Below are 25,060 nucleotides of genomic sequence, written 5' to 3' on the forward strand. Positions count from 1 at the left end.
GCGCTTATGACAGACACAAGAAAAACATTTCTTTCTAATTTATCGATTCGGGGCACGATACTCGTTATCCTCTCCGGGCTTCTGTTTGGCTGGATGGGATTTTTGGGAACCCGGCTTTTTGCGTACCATTTTTCGGTTGAAAACATGTTATTTTGGCGGTTCCTGGTGGCTTCCGTCTGGATATCGGGATGGATGCTGATCAATCGCAAACATCCTTTTAGAAATCCGCTGAACTACCTGGAAATCATGAAAATATTTATCTTTGGAGCATTAAGCTATAGCGGTGCAAGCGTTTTTTACTTTCTCGCCAGCAAACAGATTGGCACGGGAATCGCGATGGTTATTTTTTTCTCATTTCCGGTATTTGTCAGTTTGATTGCTTGGGCGGCTGGAACCTGGAAAATCAATAAAATCGCTTTGGCGGCATTGAGTATCGTAATGCTTGGCTTGGCTTTATTGAAAGGCAGCGGTCAGCTGGCCTTGAATCTGTCGGGGATCGCGCTCGCTGCTATCGCTGCCTGTTGTTTTGCCATTTATGTCTATGGCAGTCAGCATACGACCAAGAGTCTTGATTCCGGAATGCTGGCTTTGCTGGTCTGCATTGGGAATACCATGGTATTTCTGGGCCTGTCATATTATTTTCATCGTTTTGTATTTCCCTCCTCATGGCATGCCTGGTTTTATATCTGCGCACTGGGTGTTTTCGCCACGGCATTGCCTATCCAACTTCTCCTGGATGGTTTAAAGTATATAAGTCCTGTGAAGGCATCGATCCTGTCAGTCCTGGAACCGGTTGTCACGGTGCTGGTCGGGATGGCCATGCTGCATGAATCCATGACATGGGTGCAATCACTGGGTGTGGTCATCATTTTAATGGGAGCCATATTGATTCAGTTCGAGAGTGCGGCGGCAAGCGAGACCTAAGTGCAAAACTCTCCCGCACCCCGGAATCAGCGTGGAAATGAGATATGATATCAATACATCAGGGATACAAGAGCTTATGACACTCAATCGACGTTTTACCCCCGTCAGTCTGCTAATGTTGAGTATTAACGGTATGGTGGGTTCAGCATGGCTATTTGCGCCCTTATACGCGGCTAAGATCGCGGGTTCTTCAGCCGTCATTGCCTGGCTGATTGGAGGCGTTGCCACGGCTATCATTGCTCTTACTTTTGCCGAATTGTCTGTCTTGTTTCCCGTTGCCGGCGGTACTGCACAGATTCCGCAAATGAGCCACGGCACCTTCACCAGCTTTATCGTGAGCTGGATTGCATGGCTGTCGGCATTGACCATGGCTCCGATCGAAGTGCAAGCCATTCTGCAGTATGCATCAACGTATTTTACGTCTATTGTGAATATCGAAAACGGCATTCCTGTTTTGAACGGGGCAGGCATGGTATGGGCAACCATCTTGATGCTGGCATTTTGCATTATCAATATCGCTAGTTACAAGGGACTGGTTCGTTTCAATTTTGGATTGTTTCTGTTTAAGGTGTTAGTCATTATCCTGACGGTATTTGTGCTGATTAAGACCAGCTTTAATACCGTGAATTTTTCCGGCGCCGCTACAGGTGCTTTTACCCTGACTGGCTGGCATGCAATTTTGACTGCGGTTGCATCAGGAGGAGTTGCATTTGCTTTCACGGGGTTCAAGCATGGTGTGGAATTGGCGGGAGAGACCAAAAATCTCGCGGTGGCTATCCCGTTGGCGATTGTGGGGTCGGTTATAGGCTGTCTCATTCTTTATCTCGGATTGCAGGTGGCTTTTATAGGGGCTCTTAGTCCGAATATGCTGGTGAATGGCTGGCAGCATCTGAGTTTTGCCGGTGATGTGGGACCGTTTGCTGGCCTTGCCGCCGGATTGGGCTTGGCCTGGCTGGTCAAGCTGTTATACATTGATGCCGCTGTGTCTCCGGGTGGTGCGGGCTTGATTTATGTCACTTCAACAGCTCGAATTTTATATGCAATGAGTCAAATCGGGTATCTGCCCCGCTGGTTGCAAATCCTGAATAAACAAAATTTCCCTGTGACGGCCATTCTCGTCAATTTTGTTTTGGGAATGTTCCTCTTCCTGCCGCTTCCGGGCTGGCAGGCGATGGTCAGTTTTCTTGTTTCAGGCATGGTCATCTCTTATGCCATGGGTCCTGTGGCCTTGTTATGCATGCGTATTGAAATGCCGCATGAAAAACGCGGGTTCAAACTACCCGCGGCCAAGATCATTTGCCCGTGCGCTTTCTACTTTTGTAATCTTCTGAGTTACTGGTGTGGATGGGAAACTATTTACAAACTGGCAATCGCTATGGCGATAGGCATCGTCTTTTTTGTGACGGCAAGTCTGAGGGGGCGGCTGAATGTGCCAGGGGGCCTAGGATTAAGATCAGGTATGTGGATGGCGCCATATTTGGGCGGGCTGGTTCTCATTTCCTATCTGGGAGCGTTTGGCGGTAAAAACATTATTCCATTTGGCTGGGACTTTCTGGTGATAGCAATATTTAGTGTGGTCATCCTTTATTTTGCAGTAAAAAACCGCGCTTCTGTAACCGAACAAATCCTGGATCAACGTCTGGCGGCCATTTCCACGTTTTAGTTTGGAAGCGCGAACAGTCAGCAACTCGCCTGATAAGCGGAGCGGAAGAGGTTCATCCGCCGGGTTGCTCCTGCCTCTGTTTTCTTCTTTTCAAGCCATAAATATCCCTGAACAGGATTCCCGTCATGGCATAATACATGGGCATGGTCCAGATCAGGCCTATCCCGAAAGGAAGCGCGCTTACTGTGAGTATCCCTATCATGATGAGAAAACAAGCTAAAATCTGCGGCCAATGGCGGTTCATGGCCTTATAGCTTTCTTCAAGTGTCATAGCCATGTCGCCGCGTTGTGTCACTACCAGGGGAATGCCGAATATGATCAGAGGGAGTTTCAAATACAGAAAGAATGCATAAAGAAGAATATTCAAGACAGGGTTTTGTCCTATCATAAACTTGATGAAGAAGTAAGAGCCCGTGAGGCTTAGCCAGATAAGGGCGAGATAGACCAGTTTGTCTTTTACTTCCATGCAATGTGTGTATACGACGTTGACATCCACAGACAATCCTATCGCTTGTCTGACGCCCAGCATGACAATAATAGCCAGGAAACACCAGATTACAAGCAATGATATGCATCCGGAGATCAGCAAGAAAGGCAGTGACATGTACTGCTTGCCGGGAACCAGAATCAGCATGGCGATAAATAACAGTATGAAGTATGCAAAAGGCAGCAGCACACCTATCCAGAATACCGGCCATTTCATTCCATAAACCAGCCCCCAGGCTTCTTTAATGACTGCCTTGATGTTAATTCGGGGCGAAGCGTTCAGATTGTTTGCCAGATCATTCATCCGGATCTCGATATAATGTGATTGATACGAGGTAGTTTAAACAAGTTAAGTCATTTGTGCTAAAAATGTTTGGATCAGCTGCAGGGTTTTCATGATTTTTTTTACGGATTGAGGAGCAATAAAAACTGTATCATCGCCTGCGACGGTGCCCAATATCATTAGCGGTTCACGATGATGATCTAGTAATCTTCCAATCAATGACGCTGATCCGGGATTGGTATGAATGACAATCAGGCTCTCATTGGTGTGAATGCTGGTGATTAATTCGGACATGATGCTTTTCGACGCTGGCGGCGCCGGGTCGATAGGCAGAGTGTAAATCGTCTGCCTGCGCTCATTGGTTGTTTTTACCGCGCCCAGCCTGCGCAAAAGACGCGAAATCTTTGATTGATTGACTTCATGACCCAGTTCCTCGAGCGCCAGCTTGATTTCTTCCTGGGTGCCGACGGTGTTGGACTGAAGAATCATGCGTAAGGCTTCGATGAGTGTCTTGGTGTCTTTTCCCGATATCGTTTTAGGTTTCGTCATGCAGTATGTTGTTCCTGTTGCCATAACGTTGATTGACAATCATACTGCATGCATGATTAAATATGCAACTATTTGAATAATTATTCACATGCCATGAACAAGCTAGAAATCATAAACTTACATAAGTCCTTTCAGGATCATGTTGTACTGCAAGGCGTTTCCTTTGCAGCAAACAAGGGTGACGTGGTTGCGTTAATGGGAAGCAGCGGATCGGGCAAGAGCACGCTGCTGCGCTGCATCAACTTATTGACGATACCGGATGATGGCGTCATTCAGATCGACAACCAGGTCCTGCGTTTCAATGAACAGGAAAAAACCGTTCTGACAAACAGACAGATCGTCGAATTGCGGAAAAAAATCGGCATGGTGTTTCAGCAATTCAATTTGTGGGCGCACATGACCGTGTTGGAAAATCTGATTGAAGCGCCCATACAGGTTTTAAAACAGGACAGAAAGGCTACGATGGAAGAAGCCAAACGGCTTTTGGAAAAGGTGGGATTGTCAGACAAGCTTAATCGCTATCCGGGACAGCTTTCCGGCGGTCAACAGCAACGCGCTGCTATCGCCAGGGCACTGATGATGAAACCGGAAATCATGTTGTTCGATGAGCCTACATCCGCCCTGGATCCTGAAATGGTGGGCGAAGTGCTGAACGTCATGCAGCAGCTGGCGCTAGAAGGCATGACGATGCTCGTTGCGACACATGAGCTGGGCTTTGCACGCAGAGTGGCCAATCAGTCCATTTTTCTGGATGCGGGAACCATTGTTGAACAGGGAGAAACCTTGTCCATGTTTGGCAACCCACAGACACCGCGGTTTCGTCGTTTTCTCGAAGCCATGCAACATTAATTTCTTGTCTTAGACGAGGCTGTCATGAATTATACTATAAAGACCGAGCTGTCAATTCAGTCATCTGTAAACGATTTTTGTGCCGTCGCTGCCGGAAGAAAAATTTCAAATTGCCTCCGTGCCGCGGTTAAATTCGGAATGCAGGCATTGACCGCGGTTTTTTTGATGGCGCAATTGAGCGTACCCGTGCATGCGGCGTCAGCGCCTGTGATACGCTTTGCCACCGAAGCAACTTATCCTCCATTTGAGTACATAGATCAGACCGGGCAAATTAAAGGGTTTGACATTGATATTGCCAATGCGTTATGCGCGCAGATCAAGGCGGATTGCACCTTCAGTAATCAGGCATTTAGCAGCTTGATTCCCAGTCTGAAATTGGGAAAATTTGATGCGCTGATCTCCGCGCTGGGTGTGACCCCGGAGCGGCAGAAGCAGGTTGCATTCACCCATTCCTATTACGAGCCAAGCGGAAGTTTTGTCGCGAAAACGGCTTCGCATTATTTGTTAACGGGCCTGCCTGGCAAAACCATAGGCGTGCAGCAAGGTTCAACATTTGAAAAATACTTGCAGGATAAATATGGGAACAAGGTAACCGTCAAGACATATGCAAGCATACAAGACGCTTTCCTGGATCTGGATTCAGGACGTGTTGATATCGTTCTGGCGGACACGCCAATCGCTCTTGCATGGCTCAAGCAAGGTAATAAGTCAAAGACTTATGCCATCATTGAAAAGCCCATTGTGGATCATACGTATTTCGGAACAGGATATGGGATTGCCGTCAATTTGAACGCAACAGCTTTGCTGGATAAGCTGAATAAAGCACTGGCGGAAATCAAGGCGAATGGAACATATGATCAAATCACCAAAAAATATTTTGGCGACTAGGCGCGGGTTGGTTTCTTATGATAGCGAACGGATATATATTGCAGATTCTGGCGGGAACAGTCGTCACGGTCAAACTTGCGATTTCCGCGGCGACGGTTGGCATGATCATCGGATTGATGGGGGCCTTGCTGGAATCCATTACCATTCCCTGGCTGCGTTATGTCTCTGCAAGCATCATTTTTGTCGTGCGTGGATTGCCTGAACTGCTGGTGCTGTTTTTTATCTATTTTGGCGTGACAGCCATAATCAGCCGGTTATTTCATCACTATGTCGACATAAGCGCGTTTGCAGCGGGAGTCGCGGCATTGGGCCTTATTTTTGGCGCGTATGCCTCGCAAGTGTTCAGGGGGGCGTTTTTATCTATTGATAACGGCCAAATTGAAGCGGGAAGGGCGTTGGGATTTACTCGCAGACAAATTATTGTTCGCATTCAGCTTCCGCAGGCCTGGCGCCACGCCATCCCTGGATTGGGAAACTTGTGGCTAGTGTTGCTGAAAGACACGGCGATAGTGACGCTGATTGGTCTGGCTGACATGATGAACCAGGCGAAGATTGCCGCCAGTACTACCCAACAGCCATTCACATTTTATCTGATCGCGGCAGGAATTTATTTGGTCATTACTACGGTTTCTCAACAAGTCATTACCTATTTTACGATCAAAGCAAACCGGTATCTGCATACATGATGGATTTGATTCCTTACCTTTCCCGATTGCTCAGCGGTATATTGGTCACATTTATTTTAATGCTGGCCTCGGTAAGCGCGGGATTCGTGCTTGCTGTGATCATGACAATGTGCAGCCTCTCTGAAGTGTATCTTGTCAGGAAGAGTGTCGATGTATTTGTTTTTTTTATTCGCGGTACACCGCTTCTGGTGCAATTGTTCCTGATTTATTATGGCGCAGGCCAGTTTGAGTGGATAAGAGAATCGTGGTTGTGGGTATTCCTTCAGGCACCCATGGCGTGCGCGATTCTGGCATTATCTGTCAACTCGGCATGTTATACGACCGTTTTGCTGCAAGGAGCCATCAAATCAGTTCCCGCGAATGAGATTGCTGCGTGTGACGCAATAGGTATGCCTAAATGGCTGGCGTTCAGACGAATCATTTTTCCCAGAGCATTTCGCCTGGCGCTCCCTGCCTATTCCAATGAAGTCATCATGATACTTAAGGGAACGTCTCTTGCCAGTACGATCACGCTGCTGGATCTGATGGGTGTGACTCAGCAATTGATCGCGCAGACATATGAAACAGTGCAGTTTTATTTGCTTGCCGGGCTTGTTTATCTGGGATTTAATGCTGTTATCACGGCTATCTTTCGCCGCCTGCAAAAATGGAGTGCTATCCCTCAGCGTTCCCGGGACGGGATATGATCCTCATTTATTCAATGAAAAACTGCTGCCCTGATATCTATAGTAAGTAGTCGCTGACACCAGCAGTTGAAGTTTCAGCAAGCAGGGGTCACTCCATATAAAAGTCAATAAAGCGGCGGATCTTGGCTTGTAAATACCGGCTTTGCCGATAATACAAATATACGGAAATCTGGGGCATAGGATAATCTGGCAGAATCACGGTCAGACAATTCTCTTTTATTGACTCGGCGACTTCATATTCGTGCAGTTTTACTACGCCCATGCCTTGAAGAGCGCATTCATGCATTGCCTGAGTATCATTCAGCCACAGGGCGGGTTCCAGATATGTTTCTCTGCCGTCAGCAAATATCAGCACATCGAGTGGTTTGCGCATGCTATGTGTGATATAGGCATGCTGAACAAGATCTGCGGGTGTCCTGGGTATTCCATGCTGCTTCAGGTAGGACGGCGACGCGCACAGCACATACTTTGTGCTTGCTATACGGCGTCTGACCAGATCGGGAGGGCCTTCCTGGCTGACTCCATAAACGATATCTATATTTTCTTGCGACAAATCGGGAAAACGCTCAGCCAATTGCAGCTGAATATGCAATTTTGGATTCATCTGCATAAAATCCGCTAATCGTGGAAGAAGATGCGCGAAGGCAAAGTGTCGGTTGCTTAAGATGCTTAGAACGCCGGTGGCGTCCCTGCGGCTGTTGGCGATGGCATCCTCAGCGTCAGAAAGCAGGGTTAACGCATTCTTACAGTGCTGGTAGTATTGAAGCCCGATGTCAGTCAAGGCAACTTGCCGGGTGGTGCGTTTCAATAATTGCACGCCAAGACTTGCCTCCAAGGCCGTGATCTGTCTGCTGATGGCCGGAGTTGAAATCCCTTGCTTTCTGGCTGCTGCTGCAAAGCCGTTTGCTTCCACTACATGAATAAAGGCGTTGATTCGTTCTAGTTTGGTCATGATTATTGCAAAATATTCAACAATAATTAACATTATATTATATTGTTTACTTTTAATGCCAGCATTATCATACAGAAAATACATTAAAGGCGGCTGTTATGCAGAAACAATTCTCTATTCCATTCATGACCTTATTGTTAATGATTTCATTTGCTTCCGTGAACGCAGTGTTGTTCACGCCGGCCTTGCCTGATATCAAACAGTTTTTCCATCTTACGGATGATCAGGCACAATTAACGATGATTTGGTTTTTAACCGGTTATGCGCTGGGGCAACTGGTCTACGGTCCCATTGCCAACCGGTTTGGCCGCAAACCGGCGGTATATTGCGGCGTCGGCTTGCAAATTGTAAGCAGCCTGATTTGCGTGCTGTCAGGCTGGCTGCATATTTATTCAATTCTGGTTGCTGGTCGATTTTTCCTGGCTCTGGGATCAGGCGTAGGGTTAAAAATGACATTCACGTTGGTGAATGAATGTCTTGATGCGCGTGCCGCCAGTCAAAAAATTGCCTATCTGACGCTCGCGTTCGCAGTCACACCCGGACTCGCTGTGGCCCTAGGCGGTGTGCTCACCGCCTATTACGGCTGGGAAAGCTGTTTTTTTGCGTTAGCCGCATACGGGTTATTTTTGTTGATCCTGACATTCAACCTGCCGGAAACCTTGTCCATAAAAGACAAGAATGCTCTCAAAATCACACATCTGTTTCTCGCCTATGTCCGACAATTTCGGAATACCACATTGGTGTCCGGCGGTTTGCTTATGGGATGTTGCAGTGCATTCGTCTATATTTTTGCCGCTGTGGCTCCATTTGTGGCAATCAACCTGATGGGTATGAACAGCACGGAATATGGATTCGCTAATCTGCTGCCGCCGATTGGTTTATTATCGGGTTCATTGTCTTCCGCAAGACTGGTTAGGGTATTTCCATTAAAAAAGATGATCGGGATAGGAATCGTCATTGCGGCATCAGGCTCGGTCATCATGATTCTCGCGGTACATATGCAGCTGTCTGCGATTTTCTCAATATTTTTTCCCATGATGTTTATCTATTACGGCTTGTGTTTTATTCTCGCGAATGCGTCTACTATTGCAATGCATCAGGTTGATGACAAGTCGCATGGTTCTGCAGTCATGAGTTTTCTCAATATGGGGCTGGCCACGCTCGCTGTTATATGTCTGGGTCCGTTAACGATCAAAGCGACACTTTTGCCTGGCTTGTTTCTTCTGGTATGCGCATTGATGATGGTGTTATATCAGTTTATTGGCGTCAGAACGAATCAAATCTAGACGATGAGCTGCATCATCAATCTGAAAGGGCGTTATCCGATTTTAATCGCTTGCAAGTTTGTGTTGGCTTTTGAAAATTGTTTGTGATTAAATACGCCGTAATCACTAGGGGTGCCACATCAGTGGCTGAGAGAGCAGATTGCTTAACCCTTTGAACCTGATCAGGCTAGGGCCTGCGTAGGGAATGTGAATAGTCTTTATGATGGTTTTTCGCATTTCTTTCAGCATGCTCGCGCCCATGAATTTAATGGAGTACGCATGCAAACCGACAAACATCTTTGTCAAGCACTCACGGGATCAAGAAAAATATATATTCCAGGACATCTCTATCCGGATATCGCCGTTCCCATGCGTGAAATCAGATTGACGAACGGGAAAACCTGGTGCGTGTATGATACCTCGGGCCCCTATACCGATGCAGCTTCGTCCATAGATGTCTCAAAGGGGCTGCCTGGAACAAGAGCGGGCTGGATAGCGAAGCGTGGCGATACGGAAACTTATGAAGGCCGCTCTGTTCAGCCGCAGGACAATGGTTTCCCAAACATGAAGCGGGCGGCGCTGTCTTACTCACAGGATTTACGTCGTATTCCAAAACGGGGCAAACCGGGTACGAATGTCACGCAATTGCATTATGCGCGGCGGGGAATTATTACGCCGGAAATGGAATTCGCTGCATTACGGGAAAATATGAACCGCGGACAGTATGCCGCTGCGGGCGGCGCGCATGCACCGGCGATCACGGCGGAATTTGTTCGCAATGAGATTGCTCAGGGGCGGGCCATTCTCCCCGCCAATATCAACCATGAAGAACTTGAACCCATGGTCATTGGCAGAAATTTTCTGGTGAAAATCAATGCCAATATTGGCAATTCTCCGGTCAGTTCTTCCATCGAGGATGAGGTTGAGAAATTATTATGGGCCGTCCGCTGGGGTGCGGATACCGTGATGGACTTGTCCACGGGGAAACATATCCACACGACCCGGGATTACATCATTCGCAATTCTCCTGTTCCGGTCGGAACAGTGCCGGTATATCAGGCATTGGAAAAAGTCGGCGGGGTTGCGGAACATCTGACCTGGGAGATTTTCAGGGACACGCTAATTGAACAGGCAGAACAGGGCGTGGATTATTTTACCATTCACGCGGGCGTGTTGCTGCGCCATATACCTCTCACAGCAAACCGCGTAACAGGCATTGTATCGCGCGGCGGGTCCATCATGGCGAAATGGTGTCTTGCCCATCATCAGGAAAATTTCCTTTATACGCATTTTGAAGAAATTTGCGAAATTATGAAAACCTATGACGTCAGTTATTCCCTGGGAGACGGATTGCGTCCGGGTTCGATCGCGGATGCGAATGATGTCGCCCAGTTTGCTGAATTGCAGACATTGGGTGAACTGACGCGGCGGGCATGGAATCACGATGTGCAAGTCATGATAGAAGGGCCGGGGCATGTGCCTTTGCATTTACTCAAGGAAAACATGGATAAACAGGTCGAATACTGCCAGGCCGCGCCATTTTATACTCTCGGACCTCTGACAACAGATATCGCTCCCGGATATGATCATATCACGAGCGCGATCGGGGCGGCGGTCATGGGCTGGCACGGGGTTGCCTTGTTGTGTTACGTGACACCCAAGGAACATCTTGGATTGCCCGACAAAAATGATGTAAAGCAGGGCATCATCGCGTATAAAATCGCGGCTCATGCGGCGGATATCGCAAAAGGCCATCCCGCCGCGCTTTTTCACGATCAGGTTTTGTCGGAGGCAAGATATGAGTTTCGCTGGGAAGATCAGTTTAACCTGTCACTGGATCCGGACACCGCGCGTGCGTATCACGACCAGACACTGCCCCAGGATTCGGCAAAAATCGCGCACTTTTGTTCGATGTGTGGGCCGAAGTTTTGTTCCATGCAAATTACGCGAGAAATTCGCGAATATGCCCATAAGGCGCAGGCATGAATGCGGGGATTGCCGGTGCAGGAATCATGGGGCGCATGCTGGCGTACGCGCTGGTGTCGGCGGGCCATAGTGTTACGCTGTTTGACCATGGGCCCGTCAATGACACATCAAACTGCAGTCATGCCGCCGCCGGCTTGTTAATGCCTGTTTCCGAACTGGAAAAAACCGAAATCCTGATTTATCGGCTGGGTAGGCAAGCCTTATTGTCACACTGGCCTGACATACTGAAGGAGATTGGTCATCACATTTATTTTAGGTCGCAGGGAAGTCTGGCATTATCGCATCCCCGCGATGTTCCGGAATTGCGGCGATTTGTTTCGCATATTGATGCCAGGCTGCACGACCATTTGCGAAAACATACCAGGCAATCCTGTCCAGACTCGTCCGGCGAAATGAAGAATAAATTGCCGGTCAAATTGAGTCACGATGAAATTCTGCGGATTGAACCGCAGCTCACCCAATTCGATGAGGTTTATTATATTCCCGACGAAGGCCAGATTGACAGTCAGGCGGTTATGGGCGCCTTGCGGGAATACCTGTTAAAAAATCATGTCTTCTGGCGATCAGAGACACGCGTGACGGCTGTCGCCGATGGCAAGATACGCGCGGAAGATGATGAGTACGCATTTGACCTGGTTTTTGACTGCCGCGGACTGGGAGCGAGATCCCGGTTCGAGAAAATGTGTGCTGTGCGCGGAGAGAGTATTTGGCTGCATGCGCCGGAGGTCGATATTCGCTATCCGGTCAAATTCCATCATCCACGATACAACTTATATCTCGCGCCTCGCCCTGATCATGTTTATATCATCGGGGCGAGTGAAATCCATGCGGATGACATGAGTAATATCTCTGTCCGCACCACCCTGGAATTGTTGACCGCGGTCTATTCATTGCATCCTGGATTTGCTGAGGCAAGATTAGTCAAGACCGTCGCGCATTGCCGTCCTGCGCTGCATGATTTTATGCCTGAAATCAGACACGTGAATGGATGTGTGGCGATTAATGGATTATACAGACACGGATTCCTGATTGCTCCCGCGCTTGCGGCCGAAATTATGCGCTGGATCAGCCTGGGCCAATCTGCCTGTTATTATCCCGAAATCTGGAGGACTGCATGATTACTGTGTATTTTAACGCGAAGGCAATCAAGATCAGGAAGTCGCTTACCTTGGTCGAGTTGTTGCGTGATAACGGATACGTTGATGGATGTTTCGCCGTGGCTGTTAACCGGAGTTTCGTGTCACGGAATGATGTCGTAAACGCACTATTGAATGAGGGAGACTGTGTGGATGTCGTCACGCCCATGCAGGGTGGATAAAAGCAGGAATGCAAACCATGCATCGTATCCTGACGGCGGTAACGATCCTGCGCGGAAAATTTTCCTGCTGGAACCGGTGTGATGTTTTCAATACTTGAGGAGTACCATGTGGACATTGGCTGAGAAAAAATTAACGAGTCGTCTGTTGTTGGGGACGGCACAGTATCCGTCGCTGCAAGTCATGCGTGAAAGCATCATTGCTTCCGGTTCTGACATTGTGACGATAGCGCTGAAACGTCAGATAACTTCGCGGGAATCAGACAACGGATTCTGGGACACCATCAAATCGCTGCCATGCCATGTGCTGCCTAACACGGCAGGCTGTCGAACGGCAGCTGACGCGGTGACCACCGCCGAGCTGGCGCGGGAAATCTTTGAAACCCGCTGGATCAAACTGGAAGTGATAGGAGATGAATATAATTTGCAGCCCGATCCCCTGGAATTGCTGCGGGCGGCTTCTATTCTTGTGAAGAAAGGATTCGAGGTTTTTCCTTACTGCACAGATGATCTGGTATTGTGTCAACGGCTGCGCGACAGCGGCTGCAGAATATTAATGCCCGGAGCCGCGCCTATTGGTTCAGGCAGGGGAATCATGAATCCATATGCCCTCGAAACTTTGCGCAAACGGCTTCCGGATATCACATTGATCATTGATGCGGGAATCGGCAAGCCGTCGCATGCGTGTCAGGTCATGGAAATGGGATTTGACGCGGTTTTATTGAATACGGCGGTTTCACTCGCGAAACATCCGGCTGGCATGGCGGAGGCATTTCGCTGTGCCGTGCAGGCTGGCAGAATGGCATATGAAGCAGGCATGATCGAAGCACGGGATTTTGCTTATCCCAGCACGCCCCTGATTGATACGCCGTTTTGGCATAGTGAGGGTGTCCGTGAATAAGCCGATAGCTTGGACTATCGCCGGCTCTGATTCCAGCAGTGGTGCGGGTCTGCAAACTGACTTGCTCACCTTTCATCGTTTCGGGCTGCATGGATGCTCCGTCATGACGGCTTCCACAGCGCAAAATTCACATCGGGTATCGGATATACAGTATGCTTCCCCGGAACACCTGAAGGCGCAATTGTCAGTGCTGAAACATGAATGCCGGCCGAATGCCATCAAGATCGGCATGCTGGGAACGCCGAAAAATATAGATATGATAAGAGAGTTTTTGCACGCTTATTCCGGCTATATCGTCTTTGATCCTGTATTTTCCGCTTCATGCGGCGGCGGGTTGATCGCGGGTCCCGCCAGGGCATATCTGGATGGTTTGTTTCAAATCTTTCCCTATTTACATCTGCTGACTCCGAATATCCCCGAAGCCGAGTGCCTGTCAGGCTTCATGATACGCAGCTTTGAAGACATGGAAGCAGCGGCGCATAAAATTCTATCCCGGGGTGCGGGCAGTGTTTGCATTAAGGGCGGACATTTCATTTCTGACAAATGGAGCCAGGATTACTGGACCAATGGGAAGGAATCATTCTGGCTGGCAACGCCCCGCTATTCCGATCGAAATTGCCGGGGCACAGGCTGTGTGTTTTCTTCGGCTGTCACTGCCTGTCTGGCGCTGAATTATTCTCTTAAGGATGCGTTGGTCATTGCGAAAATGTACATCAGCAACGGAATTCGCCTGTCAACAATTTCCCGTGAGCCAACATGGTTTGTGCACGGATCATGGCCCGAAGATCAGGATGACTTGCCCTTTCTGTCAGCTAGTCCTTTGATGGAACATCCACGCAGCTTTTTGCCGTGTGATCCGGAAACATTAGGATTATACCCAGTGGTTGATTCAGCTGAATGGATAGGATTGTTATTGTCAGCGGGTGTTAAAACCGTGCAATTGCGCTGCAAGGATAAACAAGGCGTGCATTTGCAAAATGAAATCAGGCATGCGGTTGCGCTGGCTAGGCAATATGAAGCCCGATTATATATTAATGATTTTTGGGAAGACGCGATTGCGCACCAAGCCTATGGCGTCCATTTGGGGCAGGAAGATTTAAACACCGCTGATATTGACAGGATTTTCTCGGCGGGCCTGCGATTGGGCATCAGTACACATTGTTATTACGAAGTGGCGAGAGCGCATGCGGTTCAGCCCTCCTATATCGCATGCGGCCCGATATATCCCACCACTGCAAAAATGATGCCGTTCGCTCCGCAGGGCATTGAACAGTTGAAGCGCTGGCGCCGTACCTTGAGACGGTATCCGCTGGTTGCTATCGGAGGAATCAATGAAGAAAGGATGAGCGAGGTATTGAATACAGGTGTCAATGGAATCGCAATGATCTCGGCCATCACACAGGCAGAAAATCCAGAAAGAAAAACGCAGCAATTATTGTCTATGGTAGGAAAGCATTGATGACGCGGCATGCCAGACTGAATCCGGAAGAAATCATCCGTTATCAACAACAGATCAAACTGCCCGGGATGGGCCTGACTGGTCAGTTGAAGCTCAAGAATGCCAAAGTGGCTTGTATAGGCGCGGGCGGATTAGGGACACCGTTGCTTCTCTATTTGGCGTCTTCCGGTGTCGGCACATTGGGCATTGTGGATCATGACTGTGTTGACAGGCAGAACTTGCACCGCCAGATCCTGTATCATGAAAGGCATTTTGGGAAACCTAAAGTCGAATGCGCCCGCGAACAACTGGCGGAGCAATACCCGGACGCAAAAATCCGTGTGCATCAAGTTGAATTGACCGGTCTCAACGCCAGGGAATTAATCAGCCAATATGACGTTATTGCTGATTGCTCTGATAATTTCGCGACGCGGTTTCTGCTCAATGATTTGTGCGTGTTGCTCGACAAGCCTCTTGTTTCAGCCAGCGTGTCGCAGTTTGAGGGACAGTGCCTGACTGTGGCAGGACAACACGGGCCTTGTTTACGCTGTCTATTTCCTGTGGTGCCCGAACGCGGAACGGTGCAGACTTGTGAGCAAGGCGGGGTGTTGCCCGTGGTGCCGGGGATTCTTGGCATGATCCAGGCAGGGGAAGTCATCAAATGGATACTTCAGGAGGGCGTACCTTTAATGGGCCGGTTGCTGCATTTAGATATGTTAAAAATGGCATTCAAGGAGTATCATTTGCCTAAAAATTCCGATTGCGAAATCTGCGGATTTTCCCGCGGGATCAAATCGGAGCATCCATTTCATGCCAACAAGCGGAGCCATATCAATATGAATGAATATCATATATCACCGCTGGAATTGCGGGATTTGTTATCAAACAAACCGGATATCCAGCTGCTGGATGTCAGGACGACTGAAAAGCATAATGCCTATCATATTGGCGGTCAGCATATTCCCCTGGAAGAGTTGCCCGGCCGACTGAATGAACTTGATCCGGACAAACTGATTGTTACCTATTGTACGTCTGGCGGGCGCAGCATGAGAGCACTCGAGTTTCTCCTGAGCGAGGGATTCAATCTGGTGAAATCCCTGGATGGAGGCATGACTGCGTGGAAAGAACAATGCGCGTGAGTCGCTGTAAGGAAGTGCCTCAGAAAAATCTGATCATGAGAAAAGCGCTGAAGAGCAGCCAGACGAACAGCATGACAGCGAGATAAAGCGGTTGTAACCCCACATTTTTCATCTTGCTTAATTTGGTTTCTATTCCTATGGCTCCCATTGCCATGGTTAGCAGGATAATATCGGTCTGGTTGATAATATCCACCCAGGATGAAGGCACAATCCGCGTGGAATTCAGGCCGATCATGGCGACGAACCCCAGAGCGAACCAGGGAATAGTAACTTTGAAAAGTTTATTCGAGCCAAGAGTGGAAACGGAAGATTGATTACTGATAAAAGAGAGAATGATTAATACCGGGACAAGTAATAACACCCGCATCATTTTTACAATGACAGCGATTTTTCCGGCTTCCGGGCTGACATTGGCGCCGGCTACCAGCGCTTGAGCGACTTCATGCACACTGGCGCCCGCAAAGACGCCGAACTGGGTATCGTTGAAACCGAATAATCCCGCATGCTGGATCAGCGGATAGAGAAACATGGAAGCGGTGCCAAAGAGTACGACGGTGCCAATGGCAACGGCAGCTTTGTAGGGTTCGCTTTTCAAGACGTCTTCAACGGCCAATACTGCCGCCGCGCCACAGATGGCCGAGCCAGCGCTGATCAGCAAAGACATGTCCCGGTCCAGTCTGAGAACTTTCCTGCCTATGTAATAACCCGCAGTCAGAGTCAGGCTGACGATCAAGATATCCACCGCCAAGGCCTGGACGCCAACGGATGCGATTTGCTGAAAGCTGACACGGAATCCATAGAGTATGATGGCAATTCTAAGCAATCGCTTGGCGGCAAATTGAATACCGGCTGTCCATGATGCGGGATAGGGCAGGGTGTTGCCAAACAGGATTCCCAATACAATCGCAATGACCAAAGAGCTGATGCCGGTTTCCGCCATCACGGGCAGGCTGGTCACCATATAACTGAGCCATGCAAGAACGGAGACGCAGACAAGACCGGATATTTTTTGCGAATGCAGGGACTGTGTATGTGAAATCATTTTAACTCACCCGATAATCGTGGTGCATTGTAAGCCATTTTTTTGCCTCGGGCTATGGAATTTTATGCGCCTGATGACTGAGCCGGCACTGGCAAGTCGGCCCTCTTAAACAGGCAACAGTCTTTAGATTGCCATTATTTGCGCAAACAAGTCAGGAGTGTTTGATACGGCGAAGGCTTTGAATATTTTTCCCGGCTATAAATGAATTTAAGAATATCTTAAGCAAGATAGGCTATCGTAAATTCTTCGTTATACAGTAAGGTCTTATCCAGACCCGTATATTGCCAGATAACACACTAGGAGCTTATCGCAATGACATATATCATCCCTCCACTGCAGGCGTTGTTAGACGGAATTGATGAGGTGAGAGGGGAGTATCTGCGCAATAGGCAGCCCCCCAACCCCGATCGCGTGAAGCTTATCGATACTCTCGAAGCGGTTAGGGAGACACTGAAACAGTTGGCTGAAAGCGATGAGCCGCCAGCTGAATCCGAAATACAGGAAGCCATGCTTGGCGCCTATATTTTTGCGCTGGAACATATCAACGCCACATACCGCTTGCTTAAACCCGAATACAGCAAAGGCTATGTGTTCGATTCAGGGAGCAAGCTGTATAAGGCGTTATTAGAAAAACTGGGTATAAATGGCGCAAACAATCTCGATGACAAATCAAGACTAATCTATCTCTCGAAATTTTATAATCTGGTGTTCAAGGCGAACAAGCAGGATTTTAGGGAAAAATCCACGGAGAAAAACCTTGAATACAAGACGGTAAAAACGCAAGTTGAAGACACTCTGAGATCCACGTTCAATCATGTTGTGACGGAAGCCAACAAGTTGATCAGGGCGATCCCGACTGAACAATCCATCGATACTAAGATGCAAGCCATGCCTGATAAGTATCAGGAGAACGCCAAGTCGGATAATCCGGATAGGCTGCTGCTGGCAAGACTTATCAAGGCGATGAGTGAGATGTTGCCGCAAAAGCGCGGAAAGGATGAACAGCATTTTTTGAGCCGCACACAAAGAATCAAGATGGGCCTGCTGCTTTACGTGATGCAGTCTATCTGGGATACCTATTGGGTAAGGTCACCGGAAGAAAACAGTGTCTTGTATGATCTTTGCAAAGATGCGTTGAATATTCAGAAAATTGAAGACATTGACCAGCATACACGCCAGGCTTGTCTATCCGCTTTTGAAACGTTTTTGATGGACAGCCGTAACATTGAAAAACTGGAAACCGCGCTGGGCTCCGATGGCGCTAAGATATACATTGATCCCAAAGTCCATGTCATGCGCGGGGATACTGTCAAAATGGTGGAAAAGCTGTGTAACACACAATCATCCAGAAAGATATCCTACGTCGCCATCGGCATGGCGGTCACGGGTGCCGTCATCGCGGCGTCGCCTGGCTATGGCGCGGGTTATGCCATTGGTTATGCACTCAGCCAGACGAATGAAAGCGTGAATCCCAAATTGATAGTCAGTAAACTGACTGGTCGCGCCATGACTCTGGTGCTGGGCGACGCGGGAAATTACCTGGGTTATTTTGCTGCCGACATGGTCATCAATGCCTCGCTGGAGCGGGCTTTCGCTAAAGTTTTTGAAGGATTAAGCATGATGGTTGGCGCACTGACAGGCGGTGTCATCGGGCTTGTCATTTATGATCTTTCTTATAAAACCTTGCGTGATCTCTGCAGTTTATATATGAATCTTCATGCCAAGCTGGATCCCACGCTGGCAAAGGACTTTGATCCGCAATTTGTTCAATGTCTCCTCAATCTGCCTCCGGAAATATTTACTGACGAGCAAAAGAGTAAAATCCAGACTATTACTCAAGGCCGTTTATTCTCACATCCCGTGGCTGCGCGGAGTGATGATGCGGCTGCAGAGCTGCATTTGGTCAGTTCCTCGGATGCGAGAGCGGACAGCCAGGTATTATCCCTGTCCCGCTCAGTCTAACCGCAATCGCGTGATGGAGCCGCGGCAGCCTAAAATTTGCAAACGAGGCGGCTTGTGCTGCCGCCATATTCCTAAGGCGTTTGGTGTTTTCCTGTATTTACAATTAACTTCCATTCGCTAAGATGAATGAAATAGCCGAGTCAAGGACAACACATGATCAAGCTCTATGGACGGTTGGTTGCGTCTCTATTCTTCCTGCTATTCTCTTGCGTATACTCGTGTGTCTACGCCGTTAATATAGATAAAATAGTTGTGTTTGGTGACAGTCTCTCTGATTCAGGCAACATTTTTTCACTGACTGCCATGGCGCATAATTCCATTCCCTTGATTCCTGTCATCCCCAAGGATCCGCCCTATTACAACGGCAGATTCTCCAATGGCTTGATCTGGACGGATCATCTCGCCATGGAAATGCATGCGGAACAAATTAATTATGCTTATGGGGGATCGTGGGCAGAACCTTTCAAGGATTCAAAACTCATTATTCCCTTCGGTCTGGGCATGCAGGTGAATTTTTATCTGGTTTCATCAGCGCTGGACTTCCATAAGGAGAATCACTTATATGTGATCTGGTCCGGGGGAAACGATTATGTGAACGGCCGTGCCGATGCCGATGAAGCGACGACGAATACGGTCGCATCCATTCAAAGCCAGATTGACTGGCTGGTGTATTATGGCGCGAAAAACCTGCTGGTTTTGAATGTTCCCGACTTGGGCGCGGTACCTGAAGTGACCGCCAGGGGGCCGGATTTCATCGCGGGCGTGCGCAGGCTGGTGACGCTGCATAACCAAAAATTTGCTGACATGATACGGAAAATGCAACTGGTTTACCCAGAGGTAAAAATTGTCAGCGGCGATACGACGCAATACTTTGATGATCTCATCGTCAATCCTGACAAATTTCATTTGAAAAATGTGACCCAGGCCTGTTATGACGGCGGGTACTGGTTAAAAGCCCGAGGGCTTGACACCCGGGAATTCAAGGCTGTCCAGGCGGCGCGGCAAGCCGATATTGACATTCTGAACACTCCTTCTCTCAGGACGGCTTACCTGACTTCAGAAATGTCATTGGCGGGCGAAAAGTCTTGTGCTAACCCTGATGAATATCTGTTTTGGGATCACATTCATCCGACCCGTGTTGTCCATCAGCTGATCTCATCCATTCTTGTCAGAGAATTGCGCGCACATGGAATCTACGGCCGGAACGAGGCACAGTGATCTCATGATATTGCGGATGTAAAATCGGCTTGAATCGTGATAGTCTAGCCCACCCTGACAATGCGGCACGCAAAAGAAAGGCCGGGTTTTTCTCTTGTGTGCGCACATTTATTATTTCATAAGGAATGGCTCAGATGTGGTTCAAGCAAGTCCAGCTTTTTCAATTAACCTCACCCATACAATCCTCTCCCAACGCGCTTGCGGAAAAACTTGAGCCCTTGGCGTTTAACCCCTGCCTGCCTTCCATGCCATCCAGCGCAGGCTGGATTTCGCCCGTGGAAGAGGAAGGTGCTCCGCTGGCGCGAGGCTTGAACGGCTGTATCATGTTCTGTCTGCAGGCGGAAGAAAAAATATTACCGGCAAGCGTGGTGACGCAAACCTTGAAAGAAAAAATCAGGCAGATAGAGCTTGCGGAAGGGCGCAGGGTCCGGCAAAAGGAAAAGCTGTCATACAAGGAGGAAGTCACACAGACATTACTGCCCAGGGCATTCAGCAAGTATTCACGGACTTATGCATATATAGATACGAGAAATCAATGGCTGGTTCTGAATTCTACCAGTCCCAAAAAAACGGAAGCGTTTCTCTCAATGTTTAAAAAATCACTGGGTGATGGCATTTGTTCCATTGATGTGATCAAGCCTGCTTCGATTGTCACTCAATGGCTGAAGAACAAGGATTATCCTCAAGCTTTTTCCATAGAAAAATTTTGTGTACTGCAAGATCCGGACCAGCAAAATCGTGTTATACGCTGCCAGCAGCAGGATTTGTTCGATTCCAGCATTCAGTCCCTGGTCAAGGATGGCTGTGAGGCGATTCAGATTGGTTTATGCTGGCATGATAAGCTGTCTTTTGTCATGGCCGATGATTTTTCTTTTCGCAGCATACACTTGGCGGATGATGATCTGGCTGAAATTCAGGATGAAATGGAAAGCCGCCAACAAAAATTTGACGCGGATTTTGTCATGATGACGGAAATGTATGCGGGATTGATTAACGATTTACTCGCGGCGTTCGCCAAGGAGAAAAAGCCGGAAGCTGTTAAGAAACTTGCCATGACCGGGTGAGATGCGGATACGGGGTTTTTTGATGTTCTTGTCCGCCGAGACGAGTGAAGGTGTTGTTTGTTCGCGGCGGATATGCTTTTTCCATCCGGGAAGTTGAATATATATTAACCATATGTTAAGTTGTTGTTCATATAATTCAATTTAACAGAGAATGTTCATTGAACTGTGTCAGTCCTTTGCCATGACTGCTTCGCTCCAAACGCCACATCCATGTGGCAACGGATTTCATCCTGAAATCCAGTCGCTTATCTGTCATGGCAAAGGACTGACACAGTTCAATGAACATTCTCATTTAACGAGAGTGTATGCAACGACTACATCCCGGTTATCTTCAGGCATTCAATGAAGCATTTGATCGTTATGCCCAGCAAGCAGACAGGCCGGGTTACCAGCCTACTTTTTTTGGGCGGATCAGACATTCGAAATCAAAATATCCTGCGCTTCTTGAGATGGAGCACGCCTTGCTGTCGTCCAATATTCAAGACCAGAAGAATATTATCATTCAAAGTCTTCTCGGTTCCAAATTGAAAGCAAACAATTATTCATTTCGCACCTATTTAGTAGAGGTGTTGACAGAGCAATTTCCCGATGAAGCCTGGGAACAATTTGATAATAAAAAAATTGTTTTTTTCCAGCAGCAAAACAGTGGTGAAGCGGGTCCGACTTATTTGTATCGGGGCAGCTTGCAGGATCCGGATGATGCATTTTTAAACGGCATGACAGAGGGATATCAATCGGGTGATATCGAGGATTACGCGGATGTTTCAAATTACAGCACAGGTGTCAGCACATCAAAAAGTGCTCGTATTGCCAGTTTTTATACCAGCCAAATCAGAACAGATCATTACGGTGTGCATGAATTTTTCGGCTTTCTGTATCAAATTCATTACCGGGATAGTTTTGGAATAGACATCGATGCGACACAGTCAGCGAGAACATCCAGTTATCCGGTGACGGGAACCAAGCAGGAAGTCAATATTATCAAGGGCATCAAAACGGAAGACATAGTAGGATGCGGATATCTTGACGAATATGGCCAGTATGTGCAGACAAGGGCGAATCCCCGCTATAACCCACTCAGGGTTGCAGCCAGGGTTCAGGATAAAAAAGCCATGCTGAAGCAGATTTTTACCGTGGAACAACAGAAAGCTTCATGCGCACTGTTGTGATCTGCACATTGTCATATTCCTTCTTCAGTGATATACACTTCATTTTTCAAGACATGAATCGGATGAGTACCAGGAAGCCATGATGCGGCCTGCCCGCCCGATCAGGCAACCTATGGTAGTATACGATCGAATTGTTGATTATACTGCCTCGCAAGAAACTTCAATTCAAGGAGACTAACATGGTGCATGAGACCCAGGATTCAGTGGGTGCGAGTCAAAAGTCGGGGAATGATGTCTACACTGTTCCTCACTTTATTGGTGGCAAAAAACTGCTTCCCCAGGGTAGAACCCTCGATATTTATAATCCTGCGACAGGTTCTGTTATCGGTCAGGTAGGCGTGGCAAACAGTCACACCGTTGACCAGGCGGTCCAGGCTGCCAAATCTGCTTTTATTTCCTGGTCGGGCACCACTCCTCCGCAACGGGCAAAGATACTTTTCCGTTTTAAAACCCTGCTAGAACAAAATCGCGATCAGCTGATCCGTTATATTACCCAGGAACATGGAAAAACTTTGAGTGAAGCCCAAGGCTCTCTTCAGCGTGGAATGGATGTAGTGGATTTCACCTGCGGCATACCCAGCCATTTAAAAAGTGCTTACGCAGGCGACGTGGGTACGGGTGTCGACAGTTACTCTCTTTATCAGCCGCTAGGCGTGTGCGTGGGTATTACTCCCTTCAATTTTCCGGCAATGATTCCATTATGGATGTTTCCCATGGCCATTGCCTGCGGCAATACTTTCGTGTTGAAACCCTCAGAAAAAGATCCTTCGTGTGCCTTGCGCATGGTGGAATTGGCAAAGGAAGCGGGTGTGCCTGAAGGGGTCGTGAATCTGGTCAACGGGGACAGGGAAACTGTAGATGCGCTTATCACGCATCCTGATGTCAAGGCAGTCAGTTTTGTAGGCTCATCAACGGTTGCGGAACATGTCTATACGACTGCCACAGCCCATCATAAGCGGGCGCAGGCGTTTGGCGGGGCCAAGAATCATTGTGTCGTGATGCCGGATGCGGATCTGGATCAGGCGGCGCAAGCGCTGGTAACCGCGGCGTATGACTGTGCCGGAGAGCGCTGCATGGCTATCTCGGTCGTCATTGCGGTCGGAGACCAGGTTGCGGACAAGCTGGTTGAAAAAATGAAACCCTTGATCACTAATCTGAAAATCGGGCCGGGGTCGAAAGCGGAGGTACAAATGGGCCCCCTGGTCACGCGTGAACATCTGGAAAAAGTCAAATCCTATATAAATATCGGCAAGCAGGAAGGCGCCACCCTGGTTGTTGATGGCAGCGAATACAAACCCGCTGAACACAGGCAAGGTTTTTTCATGGGCGGCTGTCTGTTCGATCACGTCAAGCCGGGCATGCGTATTTATAATGAGGAAATATTTGGCCCTGTTCTTTCTGTGGTACGTGTGCCGGATTTTGAAACTGCTTTGCAACTGATCAATGATCATGAATATGGAAATGGCACCGCGATTTTCACTAATGACGGCTACACAGCTCGCACCTTTGCGGACAAGGTGCAGGTTGGAATGGTAGGAGTTAACGTGCCTGTTCCGGTTCCCGTCGCCTATCATAGTTTTGGTGGCTGGAAGCGATCGATATTTTCAGACATAGGCATGTATGGAAATGACGCGATTCGATTCTATACCAAATTGAAGACCGTGACGCAACGCTGGTTTGCTAAGGACAAGATATGACAACGATAGGGTTTATCGGATTGGGTCATATGGGACACCCCATGGCGCAAAACCTGCTTAAAGCAGGTTTTAAGGTTTTTGTGCATGATGTTGTGCCTGATGCGGTTCAATCCATGACCAAAGAAGGGGCGATTGTCGCTCACTCTCTAGGCGAACTCGCGCAAGAATCGGATGTCATCATTACATCCGTGCAGACAGGGCAGCAAGTTGTCGATATCTGTTTGCCTCATGATGGGATATTTTCTCATATCAAAGCCGGAAAATTGTTTATAGACTGTTCATCAATTGATATCGCCACGACACACATGCTGCATGAAGAAGCAGAAAAACTGCATATATCCATGCTGGATGCGCCTGTGTCAGGCGGCGTCGCCGGAGCGCAGGCAGCGACATTGACTTTCATGGTTGGCGGCAGCAGCGAAAATTTTGAAAGAGCCAAGCCGGTATTGCAGGTCATGGGAAAAAAAATCGTGCATGCGGGGGCGTCAGGCAGCGGTCAGACCGCAAAGATTTGTAATAATTTGCTCTTGGGCATTTCCATGGTGGGTGTTTGCGAAGCTTTTGCTCTGGCGGACAAACTGGGCCTGGACCAGAAAAAATTCTTTGATATCAGCTCCAGTGCGTCAGGGCAATGCTGGGCGATGACAAGTTACTGCCCCGTGCCGGGGATTATTGAAAATGCACCCTCCAATAATCAATACAAGCCGGGATTCATGGCAAAAATGATGCTAAAGGATTTGCGCCTGGCTCATCATGCAGCAGAAGCGGTGAATGCAGCTATTCCACTGGGGGCAGCTGTGGCGGAACTGTATGAACTGTATGTTAATCAGGGGTTTGGGGAAACGGATTTTTCAGGCATTCTCCAATTTATCAGTAACCAAAAAAGGACTGACTGATT

General features: G+C 48.3%; 23 protein-coding genes and 1 riboswitch. Of the genes, 19 read left to right on the plus strand and 4 right to left on the minus strand.

Going from position 1 to position 25,060, the window contains the following annotated elements:
- Positions 1–6: 6 nt before the first annotated feature.
- Both AQULUS_RS11475 and AQULUS_RS11480 read left to right on the plus strand, forming a co-directional pair.
- Entirely contained in the window at positions 7–924 is a 918-nt protein-coding gene (locus tag AQULUS_RS11475; RefSeq protein WP_148340410.1) for a DMT family transporter, read from the plus strand.
- Between the two features lie 76 nt (positions 925–1,000).
- Positions 1,001–2,587, plus strand: a complete 1,587-nt coding sequence (locus AQULUS_RS11480) for an APC family permease (RefSeq protein ID WP_172622859.1) — start codon at positions 1,001–1,003, stop codon at positions 2,585–2,587.
- A 52-nt stretch (positions 2,588–2,639) separates the two neighbouring features.
- On the opposite strand, the gene AQULUS_RS11485 is transcribed toward AQULUS_RS11480, so the two are convergent.
- Complete coding sequence (locus tag AQULUS_RS11485; RefSeq protein WP_148340412.1) at positions 2,640–3,377, minus strand: hypothetical protein; 738 nt, start codon at positions 3,375–3,377, stop codon at positions 2,640–2,642.
- A 45-nt stretch (positions 3,378–3,422) separates the two neighbouring features.
- Complete coding sequence (locus tag AQULUS_RS11490) at positions 3,423–3,905, minus strand: arginine repressor (protein ID WP_172622860.1); 483 nt, start codon at positions 3,903–3,905, stop codon at positions 3,423–3,425.
- A 93-nt stretch (positions 3,906–3,998) separates the two neighbouring features.
- Between AQULUS_RS11490 and AQULUS_RS11495 the strand changes: the two genes are divergently transcribed.
- From AQULUS_RS11495 to AQULUS_RS11510, 4 genes are read left to right on the plus strand one after another with little or no spacing between them, the layout of a single operon-like run.
- Entirely contained in the window at positions 3,999–4,754 is a 756-nt protein-coding gene (locus AQULUS_RS11495; RefSeq protein WP_148340414.1) for an amino acid ABC transporter ATP-binding protein, read from the plus strand.
- A gap of 24 nt (positions 4,755–4,778) precedes the next feature.
- The gene (locus tag AQULUS_RS11500) at positions 4,779–5,642 is read left to right on the plus strand and encodes a transporter substrate-binding domain-containing protein (protein WP_232051919.1); all 864 of its coding nucleotides are present in this window, start codon (positions 4,779–4,781) and stop codon (positions 5,640–5,642) included.
- Between the two features lie 17 nt (positions 5,643–5,659).
- Positions 5,660–6,328 (plus strand): ABC transporter permease, encoded by a 669-nt coding sequence (locus AQULUS_RS11505; RefSeq protein ID WP_148340415.1) that lies wholly within the window; start codon positions 5,660–5,662, stop codon positions 6,326–6,328.
- Positions 6,325–7,014, plus strand: a complete 690-nt coding sequence (locus AQULUS_RS11510) for an ABC transporter permease (RefSeq protein ID WP_232051920.1) — start codon at positions 6,325–6,327, stop codon at positions 7,012–7,014. The genes AQULUS_RS11505 and AQULUS_RS11510 overlap by 4 nt, the downstream gene beginning before the upstream one ends.
- A gap of 88 nt (positions 7,015–7,102) precedes the next feature.
- Here the strand turns inward: AQULUS_RS11510 and AQULUS_RS11515 are convergent, their stop codons facing one another.
- Entirely contained in the window at positions 7,103–7,966 is an 864-nt protein-coding gene (locus tag AQULUS_RS11515) for a LysR family transcriptional regulator (RefSeq protein WP_148340416.1), read from the minus strand.
- 98 nt (positions 7,967–8,064) lie between these two features.
- Between AQULUS_RS11515 and AQULUS_RS11520 the strand changes: the two genes are divergently transcribed.
- The 7 genes from AQULUS_RS11520 to AQULUS_RS11550 all read left to right on the plus strand — a co-directional run bounded on the left by AQULUS_RS11520 (position 8,065) and on the right by AQULUS_RS11550 (position 16,010).
- Positions 8,065–9,252: an MFS transporter gene (locus AQULUS_RS11520; protein ID WP_232051921.1), complete on the plus strand. Its 1,188-nt coding sequence runs from the start codon at positions 8,065–8,067 to the stop codon at positions 9,250–9,252.
- A gap of 97 nt (positions 9,253–9,349) precedes the next feature.
- Positions 9,350–9,454, plus strand: a riboswitch (TPP riboswitch).
- 56 nt (positions 9,455–9,510) lie between these two features.
- Positions 9,511–11,217, plus strand: coding sequence for a phosphomethylpyrimidine synthase ThiC (thiC, locus tag AQULUS_RS11525; RefSeq protein ID WP_148340417.1), 1,707 nt, complete (start codon positions 9,511–9,513; stop codon positions 11,215–11,217).
- Positions 11,214–12,335, plus strand: a complete 1,122-nt coding sequence (locus tag AQULUS_RS11530) for an FAD-dependent oxidoreductase (protein WP_148340418.1) — start codon at positions 11,214–11,216, stop codon at positions 12,333–12,335. The genes thiC and AQULUS_RS11530 overlap by 4 nt, the downstream gene beginning before the upstream one ends.
- Positions 12,332–12,535 carry a sulfur carrier protein ThiS gene (thiS, locus tag AQULUS_RS11535; RefSeq protein WP_148340419.1) on the plus strand — a complete coding sequence of 68 codons (204 nt, stop codon included), beginning with the start codon at positions 12,332–12,334 and terminating at the stop codon, positions 12,533–12,535. The genes AQULUS_RS11530 and thiS overlap by 4 nt, the downstream gene beginning before the upstream one ends.
- Positions 12,536–12,641: 106 nt before the next feature.
- Positions 12,642–13,433, plus strand: coding sequence for a thiazole synthase (locus AQULUS_RS11540; RefSeq protein WP_148340420.1), 792 nt, complete (start codon positions 12,642–12,644; stop codon positions 13,431–13,433).
- Positions 13,426–14,892 carry a thiamine phosphate synthase gene (gene thiE / locus AQULUS_RS11545; RefSeq protein WP_172622861.1) on the plus strand — a complete coding sequence of 489 codons (1,467 nt, stop codon included), beginning with the start codon at positions 13,426–13,428 and terminating at the stop codon, positions 14,890–14,892. Before AQULUS_RS11540 ends, thiE begins: the two co-directional genes overlap by 8 nt.
- Positions 14,892–16,010, plus strand: coding sequence for a ThiF family adenylyltransferase (locus AQULUS_RS11550; RefSeq protein ID WP_148340422.1), 1,119 nt, complete (start codon positions 14,892–14,894; stop codon positions 16,008–16,010). The genes thiE and AQULUS_RS11550 overlap by 1 nt, the downstream gene beginning before the upstream one ends.
- 19 nt (positions 16,011–16,029) lie before the next feature.
- Here AQULUS_RS11550 and AQULUS_RS11555 read toward each other — a convergent pair whose 3' ends face one another.
- Positions 16,030–17,052 carry a YeiH family protein gene (locus tag AQULUS_RS11555; RefSeq protein ID WP_148340423.1) on the minus strand — a complete coding sequence of 341 codons (1,023 nt, stop codon included), beginning with the start codon at positions 17,050–17,052 and terminating at the stop codon, positions 16,030–16,032.
- Between the two features lie 312 nt (positions 17,053–17,364).
- On the opposite strand from AQULUS_RS11555, the gene AQULUS_RS11560 reads away from it, so the two are divergent.
- From AQULUS_RS11560 to mmsB, 6 genes are all read left to right on the plus strand, one after another.
- Entirely contained in the window at positions 17,365–19,014 is a 1,650-nt protein-coding gene (locus tag AQULUS_RS11560) for a hypothetical protein (protein WP_148340424.1), read from the plus strand.
- 153 nt (positions 19,015–19,167) lie between these two features.
- On the plus strand, positions 19,168–20,232 hold the full coding sequence (locus AQULUS_RS11565) for an SGNH/GDSL hydrolase family protein (protein ID WP_148340425.1): 1,065 nt from the start codon (positions 19,168–19,170) through the stop codon (positions 20,230–20,232).
- Positions 20,233–20,366: 134 nt separating this feature from the next.
- Entirely contained in the window at positions 20,367–21,296 is a 930-nt protein-coding gene (locus tag AQULUS_RS11570) for a recombination-associated protein RdgC (RefSeq protein ID WP_172622862.1), read from the plus strand.
- 305 nt (positions 21,297–21,601) lie between these two features.
- Positions 21,602–22,465, plus strand: coding sequence for a scabin-related ADP-ribosyltransferase (locus tag AQULUS_RS11575; RefSeq protein WP_148340427.1), 864 nt, complete (start codon positions 21,602–21,604; stop codon positions 22,463–22,465).
- Between the two features lie 179 nt (positions 22,466–22,644).
- Positions 22,645–24,162, plus strand: coding sequence for a CoA-acylating methylmalonate-semialdehyde dehydrogenase (locus AQULUS_RS11580; protein WP_148340428.1), 1,518 nt, complete (start codon positions 22,645–22,647; stop codon positions 24,160–24,162).
- Positions 24,159–25,058 carry a 3-hydroxyisobutyrate dehydrogenase gene (mmsB, locus tag AQULUS_RS11585; RefSeq protein ID WP_148340429.1) on the plus strand — a complete coding sequence of 300 codons (900 nt, stop codon included), beginning with the start codon at positions 24,159–24,161 and terminating at the stop codon, positions 25,056–25,058. The genes AQULUS_RS11580 and mmsB overlap by 4 nt, the downstream gene beginning before the upstream one ends.
- The last annotated feature ends 2 nt before the right edge of the window (positions 25,059–25,060 follow it).

Origin of the sequence: Aquicella siphonis, from assembly GCF_902459485.1 — a bacterium.
Lineage (GTDB): Bacteria > Pseudomonadota > Gammaproteobacteria > DSM-16500 > DSM-16500 > Aquicella > Aquicella siphonis.

What these genes read in the sequence shown, in the direction of transcription:
- AQULUS_RS11475 (WP_148340410.1), top strand. Translation starts at nt 7, where the DNA reads ATGACAGACACAAGAAAAACATTTCTTTCTAATTTATCGATTCGGGGC.
- AQULUS_RS11480 (WP_172622859.1), top strand. Translation starts at nt 1,001, where the DNA reads ATGACACTCAATCGACGTTTTACCCCCGTCAGTCTGCTAATGTTGAGT.
- AQULUS_RS11485 (WP_148340412.1), bottom strand. Translation starts at nt 3,377, where the DNA reads ATGAATGATCTGGCAAACAATCTGAACGCTTCGCCCCGAATTAACATC.
- AQULUS_RS11490 (WP_172622860.1), bottom strand. Translation starts at nt 3,905, where the DNA reads ATGACGAAACCTAAAACGATATCGGGAAAAGACACCAAGACACTCATC.
- AQULUS_RS11495 (WP_148340414.1), top strand. Translation starts at nt 3,999, where the DNA reads ATGAACAAGCTAGAAATCATAAACTTACATAAGTCCTTTCAGGATCAT.
- AQULUS_RS11500 (WP_232051919.1), top strand. Translation starts at nt 4,779, where the DNA reads ATGAATTATACTATAAAGACCGAGCTGTCAATTCAGTCATCTGTAAAC.
- AQULUS_RS11505 (WP_148340415.1), top strand. Translation starts at nt 5,660, where the DNA reads ATGATAGCGAACGGATATATATTGCAGATTCTGGCGGGAACAGTCGTC.
- AQULUS_RS11510 (WP_232051920.1), top strand. Translation starts at nt 6,325, where the DNA reads ATGATGGATTTGATTCCTTACCTTTCCCGATTGCTCAGCGGTATATTG.
- AQULUS_RS11515 (WP_148340416.1), bottom strand. Translation starts at nt 7,966, where the DNA reads ATGACCAAACTAGAACGAATCAACGCCTTTATTCATGTAGTGGAAGCA.
- AQULUS_RS11520 (WP_232051921.1), top strand. Translation starts at nt 8,065, where the DNA reads ATGCAGAAACAATTCTCTATTCCATTCATGACCTTATTGTTAATGATT.
- thiC (WP_148340417.1), top strand. Translation starts at nt 9,511, where the DNA reads ATGCAAACCGACAAACATCTTTGTCAAGCACTCACGGGATCAAGAAAA.
- AQULUS_RS11530 (WP_148340418.1), top strand. Translation starts at nt 11,214, where the DNA reads ATGAATGCGGGGATTGCCGGTGCAGGAATCATGGGGCGCATGCTGGCG.
- thiS (WP_148340419.1), top strand. Translation starts at nt 12,332, where the DNA reads ATGATTACTGTGTATTTTAACGCGAAGGCAATCAAGATCAGGAAGTCG.
- AQULUS_RS11540 (WP_148340420.1), top strand. Translation starts at nt 12,642, where the DNA reads ATGTGGACATTGGCTGAGAAAAAATTAACGAGTCGTCTGTTGTTGGGG.
- AQULUS_RS11550 (WP_148340422.1), top strand. Translation starts at nt 14,892, where the DNA reads ATGACGCGGCATGCCAGACTGAATCCGGAAGAAATCATCCGTTATCAA.
- AQULUS_RS11555 (WP_148340423.1), bottom strand. Translation starts at nt 17,052, where the DNA reads ATGATTTCACATACACAGTCCCTGCATTCGCAAAAAATATCCGGTCTT.
- AQULUS_RS11560 (WP_148340424.1), top strand. Translation starts at nt 17,365, where the DNA reads ATGACATATATCATCCCTCCACTGCAGGCGTTGTTAGACGGAATTGAT.
- AQULUS_RS11565 (WP_148340425.1), top strand. Translation starts at nt 19,168, where the DNA reads ATGATCAAGCTCTATGGACGGTTGGTTGCGTCTCTATTCTTCCTGCTA.
- AQULUS_RS11570 (WP_172622862.1), top strand. Translation starts at nt 20,367, where the DNA reads ATGTGGTTCAAGCAAGTCCAGCTTTTTCAATTAACCTCACCCATACAA.
- AQULUS_RS11575 (WP_148340427.1), top strand. Translation starts at nt 21,602, where the DNA reads ATGCAACGACTACATCCCGGTTATCTTCAGGCATTCAATGAAGCATTT.
- AQULUS_RS11580 (WP_148340428.1), top strand. Translation starts at nt 22,645, where the DNA reads ATGGTGCATGAGACCCAGGATTCAGTGGGTGCGAGTCAAAAGTCGGGG.
- mmsB (WP_148340429.1), top strand. Translation starts at nt 24,159, where the DNA reads ATGACAACGATAGGGTTTATCGGATTGGGTCATATGGGACACCCCATG.